Annotated in this window: 14 protein-coding genes; 3 read left to right on the top strand and 11 right to left on the bottom strand. The window is 72.0% G+C overall.

All coding sequences use genetic code 11. The features are described 5' to 3' along the window. Window positions 1-52 precede the first annotated feature (52 nt). On the bottom strand, window positions 53-1123 hold the full coding sequence (locus tag ACGFYP_RS16010) for a PrpF domain-containing protein (RefSeq protein ID WP_393492912.1): 1071 nt from the start codon (window positions 1121-1123) through the stop codon (window positions 53-55). Continuing rightward, window positions 1120-2949 (bottom strand): asparagine synthase (glutamine-hydrolyzing), encoded by a 1830-nt coding sequence (gene asnB, locus ACGFYP_RS16005; RefSeq protein ID WP_393492909.1) that lies wholly within the window; start codon window positions 2947-2949, stop codon window positions 1120-1122. The genes ACGFYP_RS16010 and asnB overlap by 4 nt, the downstream gene beginning before the upstream one ends. A 180-nt stretch (window positions 2950-3129) precedes the next feature. On the opposite strand from asnB, the gene ACGFYP_RS16000 reads away from it, so the two are divergent. Beyond that, window positions 3130-3855 (top strand): PIG-L deacetylase family protein, encoded by a 726-nt coding sequence (locus ACGFYP_RS16000; RefSeq protein ID WP_393492906.1) that lies wholly within the window; start codon window positions 3130-3132, stop codon window positions 3853-3855. Window positions 3856-3889: 34 nt separating this feature from the next. On the opposite strand, the gene ACGFYP_RS15995 is transcribed toward ACGFYP_RS16000, so the two are convergent. After that, window positions 3890-6805 (bottom strand): CARDB domain-containing protein, encoded by a 2916-nt coding sequence (locus tag ACGFYP_RS15995; RefSeq protein ID WP_393492901.1) that lies wholly within the window; start codon window positions 6803-6805, stop codon window positions 3890-3892. 206 nt (window positions 6806-7011) lie between these two features. On the opposite strand from ACGFYP_RS15995, the gene ACGFYP_RS15990 reads away from it, so the two are divergent. Continuing rightward, entirely contained in the window at window positions 7012-7563 is a 552-nt protein-coding gene (locus tag ACGFYP_RS15990; protein ID WP_393492898.1) for a DinB family protein, read from the top strand. A gap of 112 nt (window positions 7564-7675) precedes the next feature. Beyond that, complete coding sequence (locus ACGFYP_RS15985; RefSeq protein ID WP_393492895.1) at window positions 7676-7969, top strand: hypothetical protein; 294 nt, start codon at window positions 7676-7678, stop codon at window positions 7967-7969. Window positions 7970-7979: 10 nt separating this feature from the next. Here ACGFYP_RS15985 and ACGFYP_RS15980 read toward each other — a convergent pair whose 3' ends face one another. From ACGFYP_RS15980 to ACGFYP_RS15945, 8 genes are all read right to left on the bottom strand, one after another. Beyond that, the gene (locus tag ACGFYP_RS15980; protein ID WP_393492893.1) at window positions 7980-9050 is read right to left on the bottom strand and encodes a protein-glutamine glutaminase family protein; all 1071 of its coding nucleotides are present in this window, start codon (window positions 9048-9050) and stop codon (window positions 7980-7982) included. Between the two features lie 167 nt (window positions 9051-9217). Continuing rightward, window positions 9218-9850, bottom strand: a complete 633-nt coding sequence (locus tag ACGFYP_RS15975; RefSeq protein WP_393492890.1) for a LysE/ArgO family amino acid transporter — start codon at window positions 9848-9850, stop codon at window positions 9218-9220. After that, the gene (locus ACGFYP_RS15970; RefSeq protein WP_393492887.1) at window positions 9847-10194 is read right to left on the bottom strand and encodes a DUF2087 domain-containing protein; all 348 of its coding nucleotides are present in this window, start codon (window positions 10192-10194) and stop codon (window positions 9847-9849) included. Before ACGFYP_RS15970 ends, ACGFYP_RS15975 begins: the two co-directional genes overlap by 4 nt. A gap of 141 nt (window positions 10195-10335) precedes the next feature. After that, window positions 10336-10614, bottom strand: a complete 279-nt coding sequence (locus tag ACGFYP_RS15965) for a hypothetical protein (RefSeq protein WP_361960579.1) — start codon at window positions 10612-10614, stop codon at window positions 10336-10338. Window positions 10615-10720: 106 nt separating this feature from the next. Further along, window positions 10721-11392 carry a maleylpyruvate isomerase family mycothiol-dependent enzyme gene (locus ACGFYP_RS15960; protein ID WP_393492883.1) on the bottom strand — a complete coding sequence of 224 codons (672 nt, stop codon included), beginning with the start codon at window positions 11390-11392 and terminating at the stop codon, window positions 10721-10723. Then, window positions 11392-12786: an adenosylhomocysteinase gene (gene ahcY, locus ACGFYP_RS15955; RefSeq protein WP_393492880.1), complete on the bottom strand. Its 1395-nt coding sequence runs from the start codon at window positions 12784-12786 to the stop codon at window positions 11392-11394. Before ahcY ends, ACGFYP_RS15960 begins: the two co-directional genes overlap by 1 nt. Window positions 12787-12841: 55 nt before the next feature. Continuing rightward, the gene (gene metH, locus ACGFYP_RS15950; RefSeq protein WP_393492877.1) at window positions 12842-16297 is read right to left on the bottom strand and encodes a methionine synthase; all 3456 of its coding nucleotides are present in this window, start codon (window positions 16295-16297) and stop codon (window positions 12842-12844) included. Next, a complete protein-coding gene (locus ACGFYP_RS15945; RefSeq protein WP_393492874.1) occupies window positions 16294-17277 on the bottom strand; it encodes a carbohydrate kinase family protein in 984 nt (327 codons plus the stop codon). Before ACGFYP_RS15945 ends, metH begins: the two co-directional genes overlap by 4 nt. Window positions 17278-17309: the final 32 nt, after the last annotated feature.

Raw genomic sequence — 17309 nt, 5'->3', positions numbered from 1 at the left:
ATTCAGCGTGGCAGAGGAAAGGCGGTGAAGGCCCGGCGAGAGGGGTGCGCATTTACGCCGTTGCGTGGATACGCCAAGGCAGTTCGAGCCGTTCGAGCACGGTGGCACGCTTGTGCCGGACGGCGACGTGGTGGGCGTCGGCGGAGACGCTGACGGTCCGTCCGCCGGGGGTCCGCACCGGCCGCCCTGCGAGGTCCGGCACGACGGTCCCCGGCAGCGCCCCGGCGGCGGCGAGGGCGACGGCGCCGGTCAGCGCGAGGCGGGGGTGCCAGCCGCCGACGGTGAGGGCGCGGACGGCGAGCGCGCCGTCCTCGGCCGCGAACGCGGCGATCTTGGGCAGGGCGGAGCGCTCGTCGTGCCCGAGGAGGCGGGCGGCGTGCGCGCGCAGCGCGAGCAGGGGGCGCCGGACGTCGTCCCCGGCCCCGAAGAGCGCGCGGGCGGTCCGGACGCCGAGGTGCCGGGCGTCCACGAAGACGTACGGGTTCCCGTACCGGACGAGGGTCACGGGCACCCCGCCGAGGACGTCGAGGACGTCGACGGGCCGGCCGGTGGGGAGGGTGCCGGGGGCGGTGGGGGCGCGGAGGAAGCGGAGGGTGGTCCCGCCCGACGCCTCGGGGGTGCAGCGCACGAGGTCGCCCGTCGTCAGCGCGTGGACGGTGACAGGCCCTGGGCGGGCGGCGGCCACCACGCAGGCGAGGAGCGAGTGGCCGCATCCGGCACGGAAGTCGAAGGCGCCGCCCGGGAGGGCCTGGACGAAGCGGTAGTCGAGGGCGGGGTCTGATTCCGGGTGCGCGTCGGGACGCGAGTCGGGGTGCGAGTCCAGGCGCGGGCCGGAACGCGAATCGAGGCGCGGGGCGGGGTGCGAATCGAGGCGCGGGGCGGGGTGCGAATCGAGGCGCGGGGCGGGGTGCGAGTCGAGGCGCGCCGAGGGGCCGTACAGCGCGATCTTGTTCACCCGTGCGTACGGCGTGCGGGCGAGGTGCGCGCGCAGGGCGGTCAGTTCCCCGGCCACCGCGAGGGCTCCCGGCGGCAGGTGCTCCACCTCGACGACGAGCGTCGGCCCGGGCGCGTCCTCGACGCGTACGACGGCGACCTCGACGAGCCCGGGACCGGGAACGCTCACGCCACGCAGCCCACCGGGATCCGCATGCCCTGAACCACGTCCGTCCACAGCTCGTGGACGGCGAGGGCCCAAAGGGCCTGGGCGTCGTGCTGGTTGGGGCGTTCCAGCTGGCGGGCGAGCAGCCCCCGCACACGGTCGGCGCGGAGCTTGCCGCCGAGGACCAGGCGGGCGGGCGAGAGCAGTTCGCGGACCGTGTCGAGGAGCGGGCTGCCCGGGGTGAGCATCGCCGCGATCGGGAGCGTGAACGGCTGCTTGGGCCGGGCGAGCACCGTCGGCGGCAGGAGCTCGCGCCCCGCCGCGTACAGCGCCCGCTTGCCGCGCAGCGCGCCCGGCGGCAGCGCGCGGGCGTGCGCGACGACCCCCGGCTGGCAGAACGGCAGCCGGGTCTCGACCGCCCAGGCCATCGACAGGTGGTCCACGCGCCGCAGGTGGTACGCGGGCAGCCGCCAGCGCGTCTCGAAGGCCGTCAGGGCCGTCGCCCGGTCGGGGCCGCAGGCGCGCAGCTCCTGCTCGATCCGGTCGGCGGCGGAGCCGTGTTCGGCGATGTAGGCGCGGTACGCGGGGGTGTAGAGGTGCTCCCGCAGCAGCCGGGGCGCCGCCGACAGCGCGTCCACGTAGCTCCCGACCCACTCGCCCTCGGGCGCCTCCAGGGCTGCCCGCATCCGCTCGTACCCGCCGAACAGTTCGTCCGCCCCGTCCCCGGCGAGCGCGACCGTGAAGCCGGCCTCCCGTACGGCGCGGAACAGGGCGTACGTCGAGAGGGCGATCGGGTCGGCGTTGGGCTGCCCGAGGTGACGGACCGTACGGGTCAGCAGCGAGCCGAACTCGGCGGGGTCGAGGGCGACTTCGTGGTGGACGGTGCGCGCCCTGCGGGCGACGGAGCGGGCGTACGCGACCTCGGAGTCGGGCCAGCGGCCGCGGTAGGTGAGGTGGAAGGTGTGCAGCGGCGGCGCGCCCGTCTCACGGGCGTGCTCGGCGGCGAGGGCCGTGACGAGCCCGGAATCGAGTCCGCCGCTGGTGATCGCGCACACCGGCAGCTCGGACTCGGCGAGCCGGCACACCTCGCGCCGCAGCACGTCCTGGGTGCCGGACCCGCCGGCACCGGACCCGCCGGCCGTGGACGCGCGGTGCGGTGCGCGGCGCCGGACCAGCGGTCGGTGGCCGGGCCGTACGACGGCGGTGGCGCCGGGGGCGAGGACCTCGATGCCGTCGAGCGCCGTGCGGGAGGAGAAGGAGGTGCGGGTCGCGAGGACCGTGTCGAGGGAGTCCTCGCGCGGGGTGATCCGTACGCCCTCGAAGGCGAGCAGCGCGGGGATCTCGGAGGCGAACCGCGTGGAGCCGTCCTCCGGGTCGTGGTGCCAGTGGACGGGCTTCATGCCCATGTCGTCGACGGCGAGGACGAGTTGGGTGCGGCCGGGCCTGAGGTCGAGGACGGCGACGGCGAACATGCCCTCCAGGTGCTCGGCGAACGCGGGTCCGTACTCGGCGTAGAGCGCGGGCAGCACCGTGCCGTCGCACCGGTCGGGGAAGCGGTGGCCCCGGGCGGCGAGGTGGAGGCGCAGCGCGGTGTGGTTGTAGATCTCGCCGTTGAGGACGGCGAGGATGCCGGGCAGGTGCGGCAGCCGGTAGGGCTGCTGTCCGCCGCAGGGGTCCGTGACGGCGAGCCGGTCGCAGCCGAGCGACCAGCCGGCCCCGCTGAGCACCTGGTGTTCGTCGGGGCCGCCGTGCCGCTGGCGGGCGGAGACCGCCGCGAGTTCGGCCGCGTCGGGCCTGGCCGCTCGGGCCGCCGCCGCACCGGCGGTGAGGTTGCCGAAGATCCTGCACATGACGGTCGCCTCCGGGTGGTCCGCGTCCCTTGCCTGCCTGACACTTCCCTGCCACACACTCACTTGCCACAACCAGTGATTTGAATCTACCAAGTTTTTGAATGGCGCGTAAGTGCCATGTCCGGTTCACGCCACGGCATGGCCTTGCGACGCCCCTGTCACCACCAACACGCTGACCCCATGGAGGACTTCAACCGCACACCCCCCGAGTCCCTGCTGGTGGTCGCCGCGCACCCGGACGACATCGAGTTCTGCGTCAGCGGCACGGTCATGCGGTGGATCGAGCGCGGCACCCGCGTCACGTACTGCATCGTCACGGACGGCGACGCGGGCGGTTACGACGCACGGCTCCCGCGCCAGGCGATGGCGGACCTGCGCCGCGCCGAACAGGTCCACTCCGCGAAGCTCAGCGGCGTCGCGGACGTCCGCTTCCTCGGCTACCCCGACAGCTTCGTGGAGCCGAGCGTGGAGCTCCGCCGTGACCTGTGCCGGGTCATCCGCGAGGTGCGCCCGCAGCGGGCGATCATCCCCTCCCCCGAGATCAACTGGGCCCGCGCGGCGGACCTCCACCCCGACCACCGCGCGGTCGGCGACGCGGGCCTCCGCGCGATCTACCCGGAGGCCCGCAACCCCTTCGCGCACCCCTCCCTCCTCAAGGAGGAGGGCCTGGAGCCGTGGACCGTCCACGAGCTGTGGCTGATGACGGGCCCGACGCCCAATCAGTACGTCGACGTCACCACGGTCTTCGACCGCAAGGTGGAGGCGCTGCGCATCCACACCTCCCAGACGGCCCACTTCGACGACCTGGCGGGCCTGTTGCGCACCTGGCTGGCCGAACACGCCACGGCCGGGGGCCTGCCGCCGGGCCGGATGGCGGAGGCCTTCCAGATCGTCCACATCGACTGAGCGCGACCGCCCCCTGCCGCTCCCTGCCACTCCCTCAGTACACCTCGATCACATTGGTGTTGATGCCGAGCAGGACGTGCACGATGTCCCGGTAGCGCGGCGGGTCCGTCGCGTCCGCCGGCAGCGCCAGGGTCTCCTGCGCGTAGAGGGCCGCGGCCCGCACGGTGCCGAACACGGGGTCGTGGGCCGGCTTCGGGCTGATGACCGTGTCGGCGTTGATCCGCCGCTCGGCCAGGTTGAGGTAGGTGGCCAGGAGTTGCTTCCTCAGCTCGCTCCCCCGCGGCATGTCCTCCGCGAACGCCGCCCGGATCTCCGCGACCGACAGGACCCCGTCCCGGTCGGTGTCGTAACGCTGGTCGGTGGCCTGGACCCGCGCCAGCAGCTCGGCGGTCCACATCCTCGGGTGGGCCTGCCAGAACTCGTACGGCAACGGGTTCCGCGTCGGCGGCTCGGCCGTGACCGTCGTCCGGGCCGAGGCCGTGACCGGGGTGAAGACGCAGGCCCCGCCCGCGTTTCCGTAGCTCACGGACACCGTGTCCGTGTACGCCGTACCCGAGGGGGCCAGGAGCGACGACCGGGCGCTGAAGACGATCTTCTGGGCGCCGGAACGGCCGGGCAGGTCGCCGACGTTCCAGACGAGCGTGCGGGAGCCGTCGGCGTTGGTCGTGACCGTGCTCGGCTTCGGTCCGCTGCCGCTGTCGAGCTCCGGGCTGTAGTGGAGGCCGGCCGGCAGCGTGTCGGTGACGGTGACACCGGACGCGGCGCCGCTGCCGGTGTTCTCGTACGTGAGCGTGTACGTGAGCGCCTCACCGGCCGCGGCCGTCGCGGGCCCCGCCTTGTCCACCGTCAGCACAGGGGCGCGCACCGTGGTCGTGGCCCGCGCGGTGTTGTCGTCCGTGTACGGGTCGGGCACGCCCTCGGTGTCGGTGCCGGTGACCGTGACGCGGTTGGTGAGGACCGTACCGTCCGCGATGTCGCACGGCACCTCGTAGGTGAAGGCGGGCGTGACGGTGGTGCTCGCACCGTTGGCCAGGTCGGGCAGCGCCCGCTGCTGCGTGGTGCCGTCCGGCAGCGTGTCGGTGACGTTCACGGCGGTGGCGGTGCCGGGCCCGAGGTCGGTGACGGTGGTCGTGTACGTCACGGTGTCGCCGCCGGCCGCCTCGGTACGGTCGGCCGACTTGGCGATCTTCAGGTCGGCCTTCTGGGACATGGCCAGGACCTGCGTCAGGGTCAGCTCCTCCGGCAGCTCCCCGCGGTCGCCGTCGCCGAAGAACTGCACGTTCAGGCGGGGGTTGTACTGGATGTGCGCCCAGTCGTCGAAGCCGTCCAGGAGCTCGCCGGGGCTGGTGCCGGGGCAGGAGGGCGAGATGTGGTTGATGTCGGCGACCACACCGGTCTCCCTGTCGCCACCGGTTCCGTTCCAGTCGAGGGGGCCGTTCGTGGCGGGGGCGACCCGGAACTTGCCGTTGACGCCGTAGACGGTGTTGCGGGCGGGCGCGGGGGTCCCGTGGACCCCGTGGTTCTCGTCGAGGCCTGATTCGTCGAGTCGGGTTCCGGGGGCGATGCCGAGGGCGGTGCCCCGGGCCGCGCTGGTGTAGTCCAGGGGCCGCGAGGTGTCCTTGTTGGCGAACTGGAGGTTGTAGTTCATCACGCTGAGGTAGTTGGGCTTGCAGTTGGTGGTGTCGTCGCCACCGTGGCCCAGGCTCAGCACGTGCCCGAGTTCGTGCATGAACGTGCCCGCTTCGGCGTTCCGTCGTCCACCCGCGTTCCTGATGCCGTTGGCGCTCCACGTGCCGAGCGTCACCATGAAGTCGTTGCCGCCCTGGGGACCGTCGTCGGTCCACTCGGCGACGCCCGACGAGCCGGGGTTCTCGGCGTAGCTCTCACCGAAGATCATGTAGCGGAACAGCAGCCGCTTGGCGTTGAGGATGTCCACGCAGTTCGCGGCGGACCGGTCGGCAGCCGTCCCCAAGTGCCCGGAGCAGGCGCCGGGCAGCTGCACGACCGGGTTCCCGTTCTTGAGGTCGTTGAAGTCGTCCTGGGTGCCGGGTCCGTTGCCCTCGAACAGGATCTCGGCCACCGTCGGCACGGCTTCGTCCTCCATCGCGTGGAGGTTGATCCCCCGGTACAGCGTCCGCGCGGGAGCGGACGGATCGGGATACGGATCGACCGGCGCGTTCGCGAACGCCTGGACCACGTCGTCGACGGCTCCGCGCTGAGGCCTGTTGCCGCCCATGTGGTCGACCTCGACGAACAGGTCCTTGCGGTAGGGGAGCGCGCCGTAAGGGGCGTCGCCCAGCGGGAGGTCGACCCTGCCGTCGCCGTTGTGGTCGAGACCCCTGCCGGGGGTTTCCCAGGCGTCCGTGATGCTGTCGCCGTCGCTGTCGTTCCGGCCCGTCCGTTCGAGGCAGGACGGGGTGGTGATGGTGAAGTACCCCCGGGCCGAGTCCTCGCCGTTCGTCTCGCTCTCGCCGGCGAGGGAGGGGACGCCGGCCCCCTGTTGCGTGGTCAGCCCTCCGCCGGTGAAGACGCAGGTGTCGAGGTCGAACTTCAGGTCGAGATCGTCCTGACCCCTGACCCAGTTGATGATGTCGTCCTCACCGATGTCGTCCTGGTCCCACAGCTCGATGTGGATGTCGACGGGGCTGCGCGTCGTGTCCACGGTCTTCCTGTGCACCCAGTTGGTCCGGATGTCGTCCCCGTGGGCGCAGCAGTAGTCGTCCTTGCCGTCGTACAGCCCCTGATGGTCGATCTCGAACTTCGGGTAGTAGTCGTTCCCGCACGCCTCTCCGGGGCCTTCGTCGCACGACAGCTCGACGACCCGGTACAGACTGACGGTGATCTGTTCGGTCGCGGCCTGGGCCGGCGTCACGCCGAGGGCGGTCACCCCGGCCAGCATCAGCAGGAGAGCGACGAGCGAGCCGACGCACCGACGGATTCTGGGCGGCATGCGGCGACCTCCTGAGGGGCAGAGCCGACATAGAGCGCTAAATATGACAAACACATATTCATTTCCGGCGCTCCCCCCTCACCCCCGACACGCCGTGACCCCGCCGACCCGACCCGTTCGGACGAACGGCGGGCGGGAGAGTGAGCGGTTCGTTGCGGTTCACCCGTCGGCTGCGCTGTCAGCTCCGTTCGCTAGGGTCTGCGGCCATGACTGAGAGCCAGACCGCAACGTGGCCGGAACCTCCGCTCGCCGGCACCGAGGCCGCAGCGATCCTCGGCGCCCTCGAACGTCAGCGGGCCACCCTTGCCTGGAAGTGCTCCGGCCTGGACGCCCCCGGCCTTCGCGCCACACTCGGCACGTCCACCATCACTCTGGGCGGCCTCCTCAAGCACCTGGCGCACGTGGAAGACAGTCACTTCGCCCGGTTGTGGCTCGACTCCCCCGTCGGTGCTCCCTGGGATGCCGTCGACTGGGACAGCAATCCCGACTGGGACTACCGCTCCGCCGCCGACGACACCCCCGAGCAGCTGCGCGCTCTCTGGCAGGAATCGGTCGCCCGCTCCCGTGCCGTCGTCGACGAGGCGCTCAGTACGGGCGGGCTGGACCAACTCGGCGCCTACACCACCCGTAGCGGCGAACGCCCCAACCTCCGCCGCATCCTCCTGGACCTCATCGAGGAGTACGCCCGCCACGCCGGTCACGCCGACCTCATCCGTGAATCCGTCGACGGGCTCACGGGCGAGGACCCACCGAGGTGAGCATGCAGGACACAACGCGGGCGCGGCCCCTCGGGGTCGACCCGAGGGCGGGGCCACGTCCGTGCGCCCCGCCGACAGGGCCCCGAGGCCCCTCCGCGCCTACGATCGGACCATGACCGCCGCTCTCTCCCTCTGGTCCCGGGACTCCGTGCTCTCCATCGGCTCGGTGGGATCCGTCCTGTCCGTCGGTTCCGTCGGGTCGGTGCTCTCCGTCGGCTCCATCGGGTCGGCCGGCTCCGCGGCCTCCGTCGGCTCCTGGCTGAGCCTCGGGTCCCTACTGTCCGCCCAGTCGTGCTGGTCGGTCATGTCCTGGCGCTCCCGGGGCGGCGTCATGGCGGCGGGAGCGGCCGGGGCGCTCGCCCTCGGCGGCGCGCTCCTGCTGGCGTCGCGCGCGCCGAGGCGGTGAGCGACGGGGATCAGGCCCCGCCCACGTACCCCACGGCGCTGTTGGCGTCCGGACGGTTGTCAGGGCCCGGCTTGCCCAGGAACCCCCAGGCGGTCTGATGGACGTCCTGGTCCACGTCGACCTGGACGCGCCTGGCCCAGTCGCTCAGTTCGAGCGGACCCGTGCGGGAGAAGACGGGGTCGATGACCAGCACGCCGTTCGCGGTCGTCACCGAGGCCGCGACGTGGTGGTTCCACTGGTGCTCGGTGTGCAGCCGGCCCCCGGACGAGGTGGCCCACTGCTTCGAGAGGTGGTGGGCGGCGAGCGCCGGCGAGGCCTCGGCGAGCGCCAGGCAGATCGCGTGGGCCCGGTCCTCACACCCGTCCTCACCCACCTGGGCGCCGGCGCCGCCGAACGCGGGCTGCAGCTCGGACCACAGGGCTTGGACGGTCTCCACGGTCGGAAGCCCGTCGGACGGGAACTCCTCGGTGAGGTAGGCGAGCTGCGCGTCGAGTCTCGCCAGATACGTCCTCTTCGGGTTGCTGTCCTGCTTCGCACCGATGAGCCGCCTGGCCTCGTTCACGGTCTCCACCGACCGCATGGGGGCGAGGTTCCGCAGCAGGCTGATCATCTCCAGCTTGTCCTCGGCGACCCTCTTGGCGCTTTCAGGGGCGCCCTTCTCGTCCATCTGTTCCAGGAGTCCCATGGTCCTGCTCTGCTGCGTGCCGAGCTGCTCGACGTACTCCGCCGAGAACGGCTCCTCCCGCTCCTCCTCGGATTCCTCCTCGGACTCGGACTCCATGGAGGACGACTCGGGTTCCTCGGAAGAGGACTCGGCCTCCCGCACGTGCTTGGACCCGTCCTGCTGCTCCGCCGACGGGGACACCCTGCGCTTGCGCCCCTGCGGCGCCTCCATGCGCTGGATCGCCGCGGCGACCGCCGCGTTTCCCCAATTGCTCTGCAGCGCCGACAGGTCCGAGCTGCGACCGGGCTGGAGGAGCCCCGGCCCGCCGCTCACGGCCTCGGCGCGGTCCGGGGCGGCACGCGCAGCCTCGGGCGCCGTCCCCCGCCTGTGCTTGTCGTGCCGAGCCGACCCGCGCATCCACCGCTCCCTCCTCCGCCCTTCGACGGGGTGCCCTCGCATCGTCACCGCCCACGGCGGCGCCTGTCGCCGCCCGCAAGGGCAGACCCGCGGGCAATCCACGTTGGCCGTCAGGCGAGTTCGCTCAGGTGGACCGCGGTCTCGCTCACCGAGGCGACGAGATCCGATCAGCTCACGAGGTGGACCGCCAGGCCCGTGATCAGGGTGCTCGACGCGAGCGCCGTCGTGAGGCGGCCCCTCGGGCCCGTCAGGCCTCGGCCGAGGAGGACGCCGCCGGAGGCCAGGAACAGTTGCCAGCTCGCGGAGGCGACCAGGGCCGCCAGGACGAAGACCGTACGGTCCAGGGGCGTCGACGGGCCCTCAGGGCCGGTCGCCAGGATCAGGGCGGCGAAGTAGATCACGGTCATCGGGTTCAGGATCGTGATGCCGAGGAACGTGGCGTAGGCGCGGAGGGGGGTCAGTCTCCGCTCCTCCGGAGTCCCGTCGCGGGTCGCCCGCGCCCGCGCCCTGTACGCCCGTACCGCCGTCCACGCCGAACGCGCTGCGAGGGCCACGAGGACCACGGCCGAGACCCACCGCAGCGGGGTCGTCACCGGGGCGAGGAGCGGTACGAGTGCCGAGCCGCCGAGGACGGCCACGAGGGCGTACACCCCGTCCGCCGTCGCGACACCGAGCGCGGCGGCCGCTCCCGTACGCCAGCCGGTGCGTGCCGTGACCGCCACCAGATAGGCGCCCACTGCGCCGACCGGGATCGCGATGCCGTAGCCGGCCAGCAGGCCGGCCACCACCGCGCCGCTCACGCGACGGACGGGATCGCGCCTCCGGGGGAGCCGGGCTGCTGCTGGTGCAGCTCGTCGCGCTTGGGCGTCCTGCTGTAGGCGGCGCCGTCCCTCGTACGGGAGAGCTCGCCGCCGGTCACGAGGTAGCGGCGCAGCGCCGGGAAGTCCTCGTGGACGCCGAGCAGCGCTTCGTTCACCTCGCGCTCGGTGTACGAGCGCGACGGCTCGAAGAGGCTCTCGGCCAGGTGCGCGAGGAGCTGCGCCCTGCGCGGGGCCTTGCGCGGGATCGCCTTCAGGCGTCCTTCGGCGGAGAACAGGTCCGCCACGGGGCTCGCCACGGGGCTCGGTACGGGATGGGAAGTCATGCGCTGAAGGGTGGCGTCCGGCCTCCCGGCCCGGCAACGCATTTTCGCGGCCGTCCCGGAGGCCCGCCCGCAACCCCGCTCGCAGCCCCGCGCCCGCGGACCCGTACCCCGGCGCCGGCCCGGCGCCCGCAGCCCCGCGCCCTACCTCGTGATGACGTTCACCGCGTCCTGGACCTTCGGGATGGCCGTCGGCAGGCCGACGGACTGGAAGATCGGCATGGCCTTCTCCGTGAACGCCACGAACGACTCCCGCGACTCCCAGAAGTCCACGACCCGCCAGCCTCCGCTGCCGTCCGGCCCCGCCGCGTGGGCGATGAAGCCCTCGGGCGGCCACCACGGCGCGGCGTTGATCTGGGCGTTGACCTGCTCGTACTGCTCCTGTGTGCCGCCCGGAATCTCGACGGTGACGATGACCGCCATGCTGGTGCTCCGTTCTGCCTGGGGGTGGGGGTACTCCTCAGTCGAGCAGTACGCCCCGCGCCCCGCACGGCGACGGGACCGAAAGAGCTACCGGCCAGGGCCGCCGTCACCGGTAGATCAGCAGCTCCTGTTCGGTCGCGCCCGTCAGCTCGTACCGCGTGCCGACCAGGGGGCGGCCCGAGTAGATCCGTACGAGCGTCGCCGCATCCCCCCGGTAGCGGGCCGGCCCGCGGCCCGCGGCCGGGTCGCCGAGGGCGAGCGGCTCGGGGCGGTCCGGGAAGGCGGCGACGAGCGCGGGGGTCTCCCGGCGGCGGCTCGCGGCGGCAAGGAGTGGAAGGGCCAGGTCCAGGGTCGCGGCCCCGCCGTACGCGCCGGGCTCGCCGAAGGCCTCCCGTACGTCGCCGGCGTGGACCCACTCCCCCAGCGCGACGGCGTCCAGCGTGCCGTCCTCGGTCGCCGCGATCACAGGACCGGCCTCCGAGAAGCCGCGCTCCAGCTCGTCCAGGACCCTGCCGAGCGGCCACGGCTCCCGCTCGGCGACATCGGCAGCGTTGGCCTCCGGCAGGAAGACGCCCTCCTCAAGGCGGCCCTCGACGATCCGGACGAGGGCCGCCGCGCAGTGCGCGAGCACCTGCCGGGCGGTCCAGCCCGGGCAGGCGGTGCGCAGCCCGAACCGCTGCTCGGGCGTCCGCCGCAGCAGCGGCATCAGCGCGTCCCGTTCCGTCCGCAGCAGCCGGTCCGGGAGCCACGGGTCGCGCACATCCGAAGGGCCGGCCATCAGTAGCGGTAGTGGTCGGGCTTGTACGGGCCTTCCTTCGGCACCCCGATGTACGCCGCCTGCTCCGGGCGCAGCTCGGTCAGCCTCACGCCGAGCGCGTCCAGGTGGAGCCGAGCGACCTTCTCGTCCAGGTGCTTCGGCAGCACGTACACGTCCGTCGGGTACTGCTCCGGCTTCGTGAACAGCTCGATCTGGGCCAGGGTCTGGTCCGCGAACGAGTTCGACATCACGAAGGACGGATGACCGGTCGCGTTGCCGAGGTTGAGCAGCCGGCCCTCCGACAGCACGATCACGACCTTGCCGTCCGGGAAGGTCCACGTGTGGACCTGCGGCTTCACCTCGTCCTTCACGATCCCAGGGACGCGGGCGAGACCCGCCATGTCGATCTCGTTGTCGAAGTGACCGATGTTCCCGACGATCGCCTGGTGCTTCATGCGGGCGATGTCGGACGCCATGACGACGTCCTTGTTGCCGGTGGTGGTGACGAAGATGTCGGCCGTCTCGACGACGTCGTCGAGCGTCGCGACCTGGTAGCCGTCCATCGCCGCCTGGAGCGCGCAGATCGGGTCGATCTCCGTGACGATGACGCGGGCGCCCTGGCCGCGCAGCGACTCCGCGCACCCCTTGCCGACGTCCCCGTACCCGCAGACCACGGCGGTCTTGCCGCCGATGAGGACGTCCGTGGCGCGGTTGATGCCGTCGATGAGGGAGTGGCGGCAGCCGTACTTGTTGTCGAACTTCGACTTCGTCACGGCGTCGTTCACATTGATCGCCGGGAAGAGGAGGGCGCCCGCCCGGTGCATCTCGTACAGACGGTGCACGCCCGTCGTGGTCTCCTCCGTCACGCCGCGAATACCGGCCGCCAGGGCCGTCCAGTCGAGCTTCGTGTTCTTCAACAGCCCAAGCACCACGCGCAGTTCGTCGTTCTCGGCCGTCGACGGGTCCGGTACCTCGCCCGCCTTCTGGTACTCCACGCCCTTGTGGACGAGCAGCGTGGCGTCACCGCCGTCGTCCAGGATCATGTTGGGGCCGGCGGCGTCCGGCCAGGTCAGGGCCTGTTCCGTGCACCACCAGTACTCCTGGAGGGTCTCGCCCTTCCAGGCGAAGACCGGGATCCCCGCCGCCGCGATCGCCGCCGCCGCGTGGTCCTGGGTCGAGTAGATGTTGCAGGACACCCACCGGACCCGGGCGCCGAGCGCCACCAGCGTCTCGATCAGCACCGCCGTCTGCACGGTCATGTGCAGCGAGCCCGTGATCCGCGCCCCGGCCAGCGGCCGGGAGGCCGCGTACTCCCGGCGGATCGCCATCAGACCGGGCATCTCGTGCTCGGCGAGGGTGATCTCCTTGCGGCCGAACTCCGCGAGGGACAGGTCGGCGACCTTGAAATCAGGCATGTACAACACTCCTTGGGATCGCGATGCGCAATGGTGTGGTCTGTGGCCACCGCGGTCAGCGCCTGCCGCCCGCGTTGAAGTAGCTCGCCTCCGGGTGGTGCACCACGAACGCGTCCGTCGACTGCTCCGGGTGCAGCTGGTACTCCTCCGACAGCTCGACCCCGATCCGCTCCGGACGCAGCAGCTCGGCGATCTTCGCCCGGTCCTCCAGGTCGGGGCAGGCGGGATAGCCCAGGGAGTAGCGGCACCCCTGGTACTCCGTACGGAACATGCCGGCCATGGCCGCCGGGTCCGCGCCGCCGATGCCCCACTCGGCGCGCACCCGGGCGTGCCAGTGCTCGGCGAGGGCCTCGGCCAACTGGACGGACAGGCCGTGCAGTTCGAGGTAGTCGCGGTAGGCGTCGGCGGCGAAGAGCTTCGCCGTCTCCGCACCGATCCGCGAGCCGACCGTGACGATCTGGAGCGCCACGGCGTCCACCTCGCCCGAGTCCTCGGCACGGAACCAGTCGGCCAGACAGAGGCGGCGGCCCCGCTGTTGGCGGGGGAAGGAGAAGCGGGTCCGCTCGCCTCCGTCCTCGTCCAGGACGATCAGGTCGTCGCCTTTGGACACACAGGGGAACCAGCCGTACACCACGGCCGCTTCGGTCAGGCCCTCGCGCTCGATCCGGTCGAGCCAGCCGCGCAGCCGCGGCCTGCCCTCCGACTCGATCGTCCCGGCGTCCTTCAGCCCCCACTGCCCCTTGAACAGGGCGGCCTCGTCCAGCCAGGGGGCGTACTCGGCGAGCGGGATGTCCGTGACGACGCGCGTGCCGAGGAACGGCGGTTCCGGTACTGGGTTGTCCACGGCCACGTCCGAGCGGCCGGCCGGCTCGGGCTCGCGCACCTCCAGGACCGGCGTGTCCCGCTTCGGCACCCGCCGCTGCTTCAGCTCCGGCAGTACGGCCCCGGGCACGCCCCGCTTGACCGCCATCAGCGCGTCCATCAGCCGCAGGCCCTCGAAGGCGTCGCGGGCGTAGCGCACCTCGCCCTCGTACAGCTCGTGCAGGTCCTGCTCGACGTACGCCCTGGTCAGCGCGGCGCCGCCCAGGATCACGGGGAACTTCGGGGCGAGCCCCCGGCCGTTCAGCTCCTCCAGGTTCTCCTTCATGATCACCGTGGACTTCACCAGCAGACCGGACATGCCGATGACGTCCGCCCGGTACTGCTCGGCGGCCTCCAGGATCGCGGAGACGGGCTGCTTGATGCCGAGGTTCACCACGTCGTAGCCGTTGTTGGAGAGGATGATGTCGACGAGGTTCTTGCCGATGTCGTGGACGTCGCCGCGGACGGTCGCGAGCACGATCGTGCCCTTGCCGTCGGCGCCGGACCGCTCCATGTGCGGTTCGAGATACGCCACCGCCGTCTTCATGACCTCGGCCGACTGCAGCACGAACGGCAGCTGCATCTGTCCCGAGCCGAAGAGCTCGCCGACGGTCTTCATGCCGTCGAGCAGCACCTCGTTGACGATCTCCAGGGCCGGCCGTTCCGCCAGGGCGGCATCCAGGTCCGCTTCCAGGCCGTTCTTCTCGCCGTCCACGATCCGGCGCTTCAGCCGCTCCTCCAGCGGCAGCGCGAGCAGTTCGTCGGCCTTCCCCGCCCTCAGGGACTTCGCCGTCGCGCCCTCGAAGAGTTCGAGGAGCCGTTGCAGCGGGTCGTACCCCTCACGCCGCCGGTCGTGGATCAGGTCGAGCGCGACCTCGACCTGCTCGGGCTCCAGGCGGGCGATCGGCAGGATCTTCGACGCGTGCACGATCGCCGAGTCGAGGCCCGCCTTCACGCACTCGTCGAGGAAGACCGAGTTGAGGACGATCCGCGCCGCCGGGTTCAGGCCGAAGGAGATGTTGGAGAGCCCCAGGGTCGTCTGGACGTCCGGGTGCCGGCGCTTGAGCTCGCGGATGGCCTCGATCGTGTGGATGCCGTCGCGCCGGGACTCCTCCTGGCCGGTGCAGATCGTGAACGTCAGACAGTCGATGAGCAGATCCGACTCCCTGAACCCCCACTTCTCCGTCAGCTCCGTGATGATCCGCTCGGCGACCGCGAGCTTCGCCTCGACCGTCCTCGCCTGGCCCTCTTCGTCGATCGTCAGGGCCATCAGGGCGGCGCCGTGCTCCTTGGCGAGCGCCGTGACCTGCGCGAACCGCGACTCGGGCCCGTCGCCGTCCTCGTAGTTGACCGAGTTGACGACGGCCCGCCCGCCGAGCTTCTCCAGGCCCGCGCGGAGCACTCCCACCTCGGTGGAGTCGAGGACGATGGGCAGGGTGGAGGCGGTGGCGAAGCGACCGGCCAGCTCCGCCATGTCGGCGACACCGTCACGGCCCACGTAGTCCACACACAGGTCGAGCAGGTGCGCGCCCTCGCGGATCTGGTCGCGCGCCATCTCCACGCAGTCGTCCCAGCGCCCGTCGAGCATCGCCTCGCGGAACTTCTTCGAACCGTTGGCGTTGGTCCGCTCCCCGATCGCCAGGTACGCCGTGTCCTGCCGGAACGGGACGTGGCCGTAGAGCGAGGAGGCGCCGGGGTCGGCGACCGGGGAACGGTCGGGGACGGTCACGCCCCTGACCCGCTCGACGAGCGCGCGCAGATGCTCCGGGGTCGTACCGCAGCACCCGCCGACGAGCACCGCGCCGTACTCCCGCACGAACCGCTCCTGGGCGTCGGCCAGTTCGGCCGGCGAGAGCGGATAGTGGGCGCCGTCGGAGGTGAGCACGGGAAGCCCCGCGTTCGGCATCACGGAGACGGGGATCCCCGCGTGCCGGGACAGGTACCGCAGGTGCTCGGTCATCTCGGCCGGGCCCGTGGCGCAGTTCAGGCCGATCATGTCGATGCCGAGCGGCTCCAGGGCGGTCAGCGCCGCCCCGATCTCCGAGCCGAGCAGCATCGTGCCCGTGGTCTCCACCGTCACCTGCACGATCAGCGGCAGGTCGAGCCCGCACCACTCCAAGGCCCGGCGAGCGCCGATGACGGCCGCCTTCGTCTGGAGGAGGTCCTGCGAGGTCTCGACGAGCAGCGCGTCGGCGCCGCCTCTGATGAGCCCCTCGGCGTTCTGCCGGTACGCCTCCCGCAGCGGCTCGTACGTGACGTGGCCGAGGGTCGGCAGCTTCGTCCCCGGGCCCATGGAGCCGAGGACCCAGCGGGGCCGGCCGTCGGCGGCCGTGTGCGCGTCGGCGGCGGTACGGGCGATCCTGGCACCGGCCTCCGACAGCTCGTAGACCCGCTCCTCGACGCCGTACTCCGCGAGCGCCGCCAGGTTCGCGCCGAAGGTGTTGGTCTCCACACAGTCCACGCCGACGGCGAAGTACGCGTCGTGGACGGACGCGACGATGTCGGGACGGGTCACGTTCAGGATCTCGTTGCAGCCCTCCAGACCCGTGAAGTCGTCCAGCGTCGGATCGGCGGCCTGCAGCATGGTGCCCATCGCGCCGTCGGCCACCACGACCCGGCTCGCGAACGCGTCCCTCAAGGACCGGCTCACGACAACCCCCTGAGGTGGACCAGGAGTTCGGCCGTGCAGCCGAGACCGTACGTCGTCCTGATCCGGTCGAGGAGCGGCTCCCGGTGCAGCCGGTACTCCTGCGTCCCCACGTAGTCGAGGACGGTCGCCGCCACCGCGCAGCCCAGCTGCGCCGCGCACCGCTCGGGCACGCCCCAGGCCGTGCCGGCGAGGAACCCGGCGCGGAAGGCGTCGCCGACCCCGGTCGGGTCGACCACCCCCGGCACCTCCACCGCCGGCACGGACAGGGTCTCCCCGCCCTCGCGGTGGATGCGGACACCGGCGGCGCCGTGCGTGGTGACCCAGGCGCCGACCCGGCGCAGGATCTCCGCCTCCGACCAGCCCGACCTCTCGCCGAGCAGCGCCGTCTCGTACTCGTTGGTGAACAGCCGGCTCGCGCCGTCCACCAGTTCCCGCACCTCCTCCCGGCCGAGCCGCGCCAGCTGCTGCGACGGGTCGGCGGCGAACGGGATCCCGAGCTCGCGGCAGGTGCGGGTGTGCCGGAGCATCGCCTCGGGGTCGTCCGGGGAGACCAGGACCAGATCCAGACGCCCGGTCCGGGCGACGACCTCCCGCAGATCGATCTCGCGGGCCTCGGCCATCGCTCCGGCGTAGAAGGTGGCGATCTGGTTCTGCGCCCGGTCGGTGGTACAGACGAAGCGGGCGGTGTGGAGCGAGGAGCTGACCCGCACCGAGTCGGTGTCCACACCGTGGTCCTTCAACCAGACCCGGTACGGATCGAAGTCGGCGCCGACCGCGCCCACCAGGACCGGGCGAAGGCCGAGGACACCGAGCCCGAAGGCGATGTTCGCTGCCACTCCGCCGCGTCTGACCTCCAGGTTGTCGGCGAGGAACGACAGGGAGACCCGGTCCAGCCGGTCGGCGAGCAGCTGCTCGCTGAACCAGCCGGGGAAGGTCATCAGATGGTCGGTCGCGATGGACCCCGTGACAGCGATCCGCACGCCCTACACCCCTTCGCCCTTGTGCGCCTCCG

The sequence above is a fragment of the Streptomyces sp. NPDC048370 genome, assembly GCF_043200825.1.
GTDB lineage: Bacteria > Actinomycetota > Actinomycetes > Streptomycetales > Streptomycetaceae > Streptomyces.
This window is presented reverse-complemented; position numbering and strand designations above follow the sequence as displayed.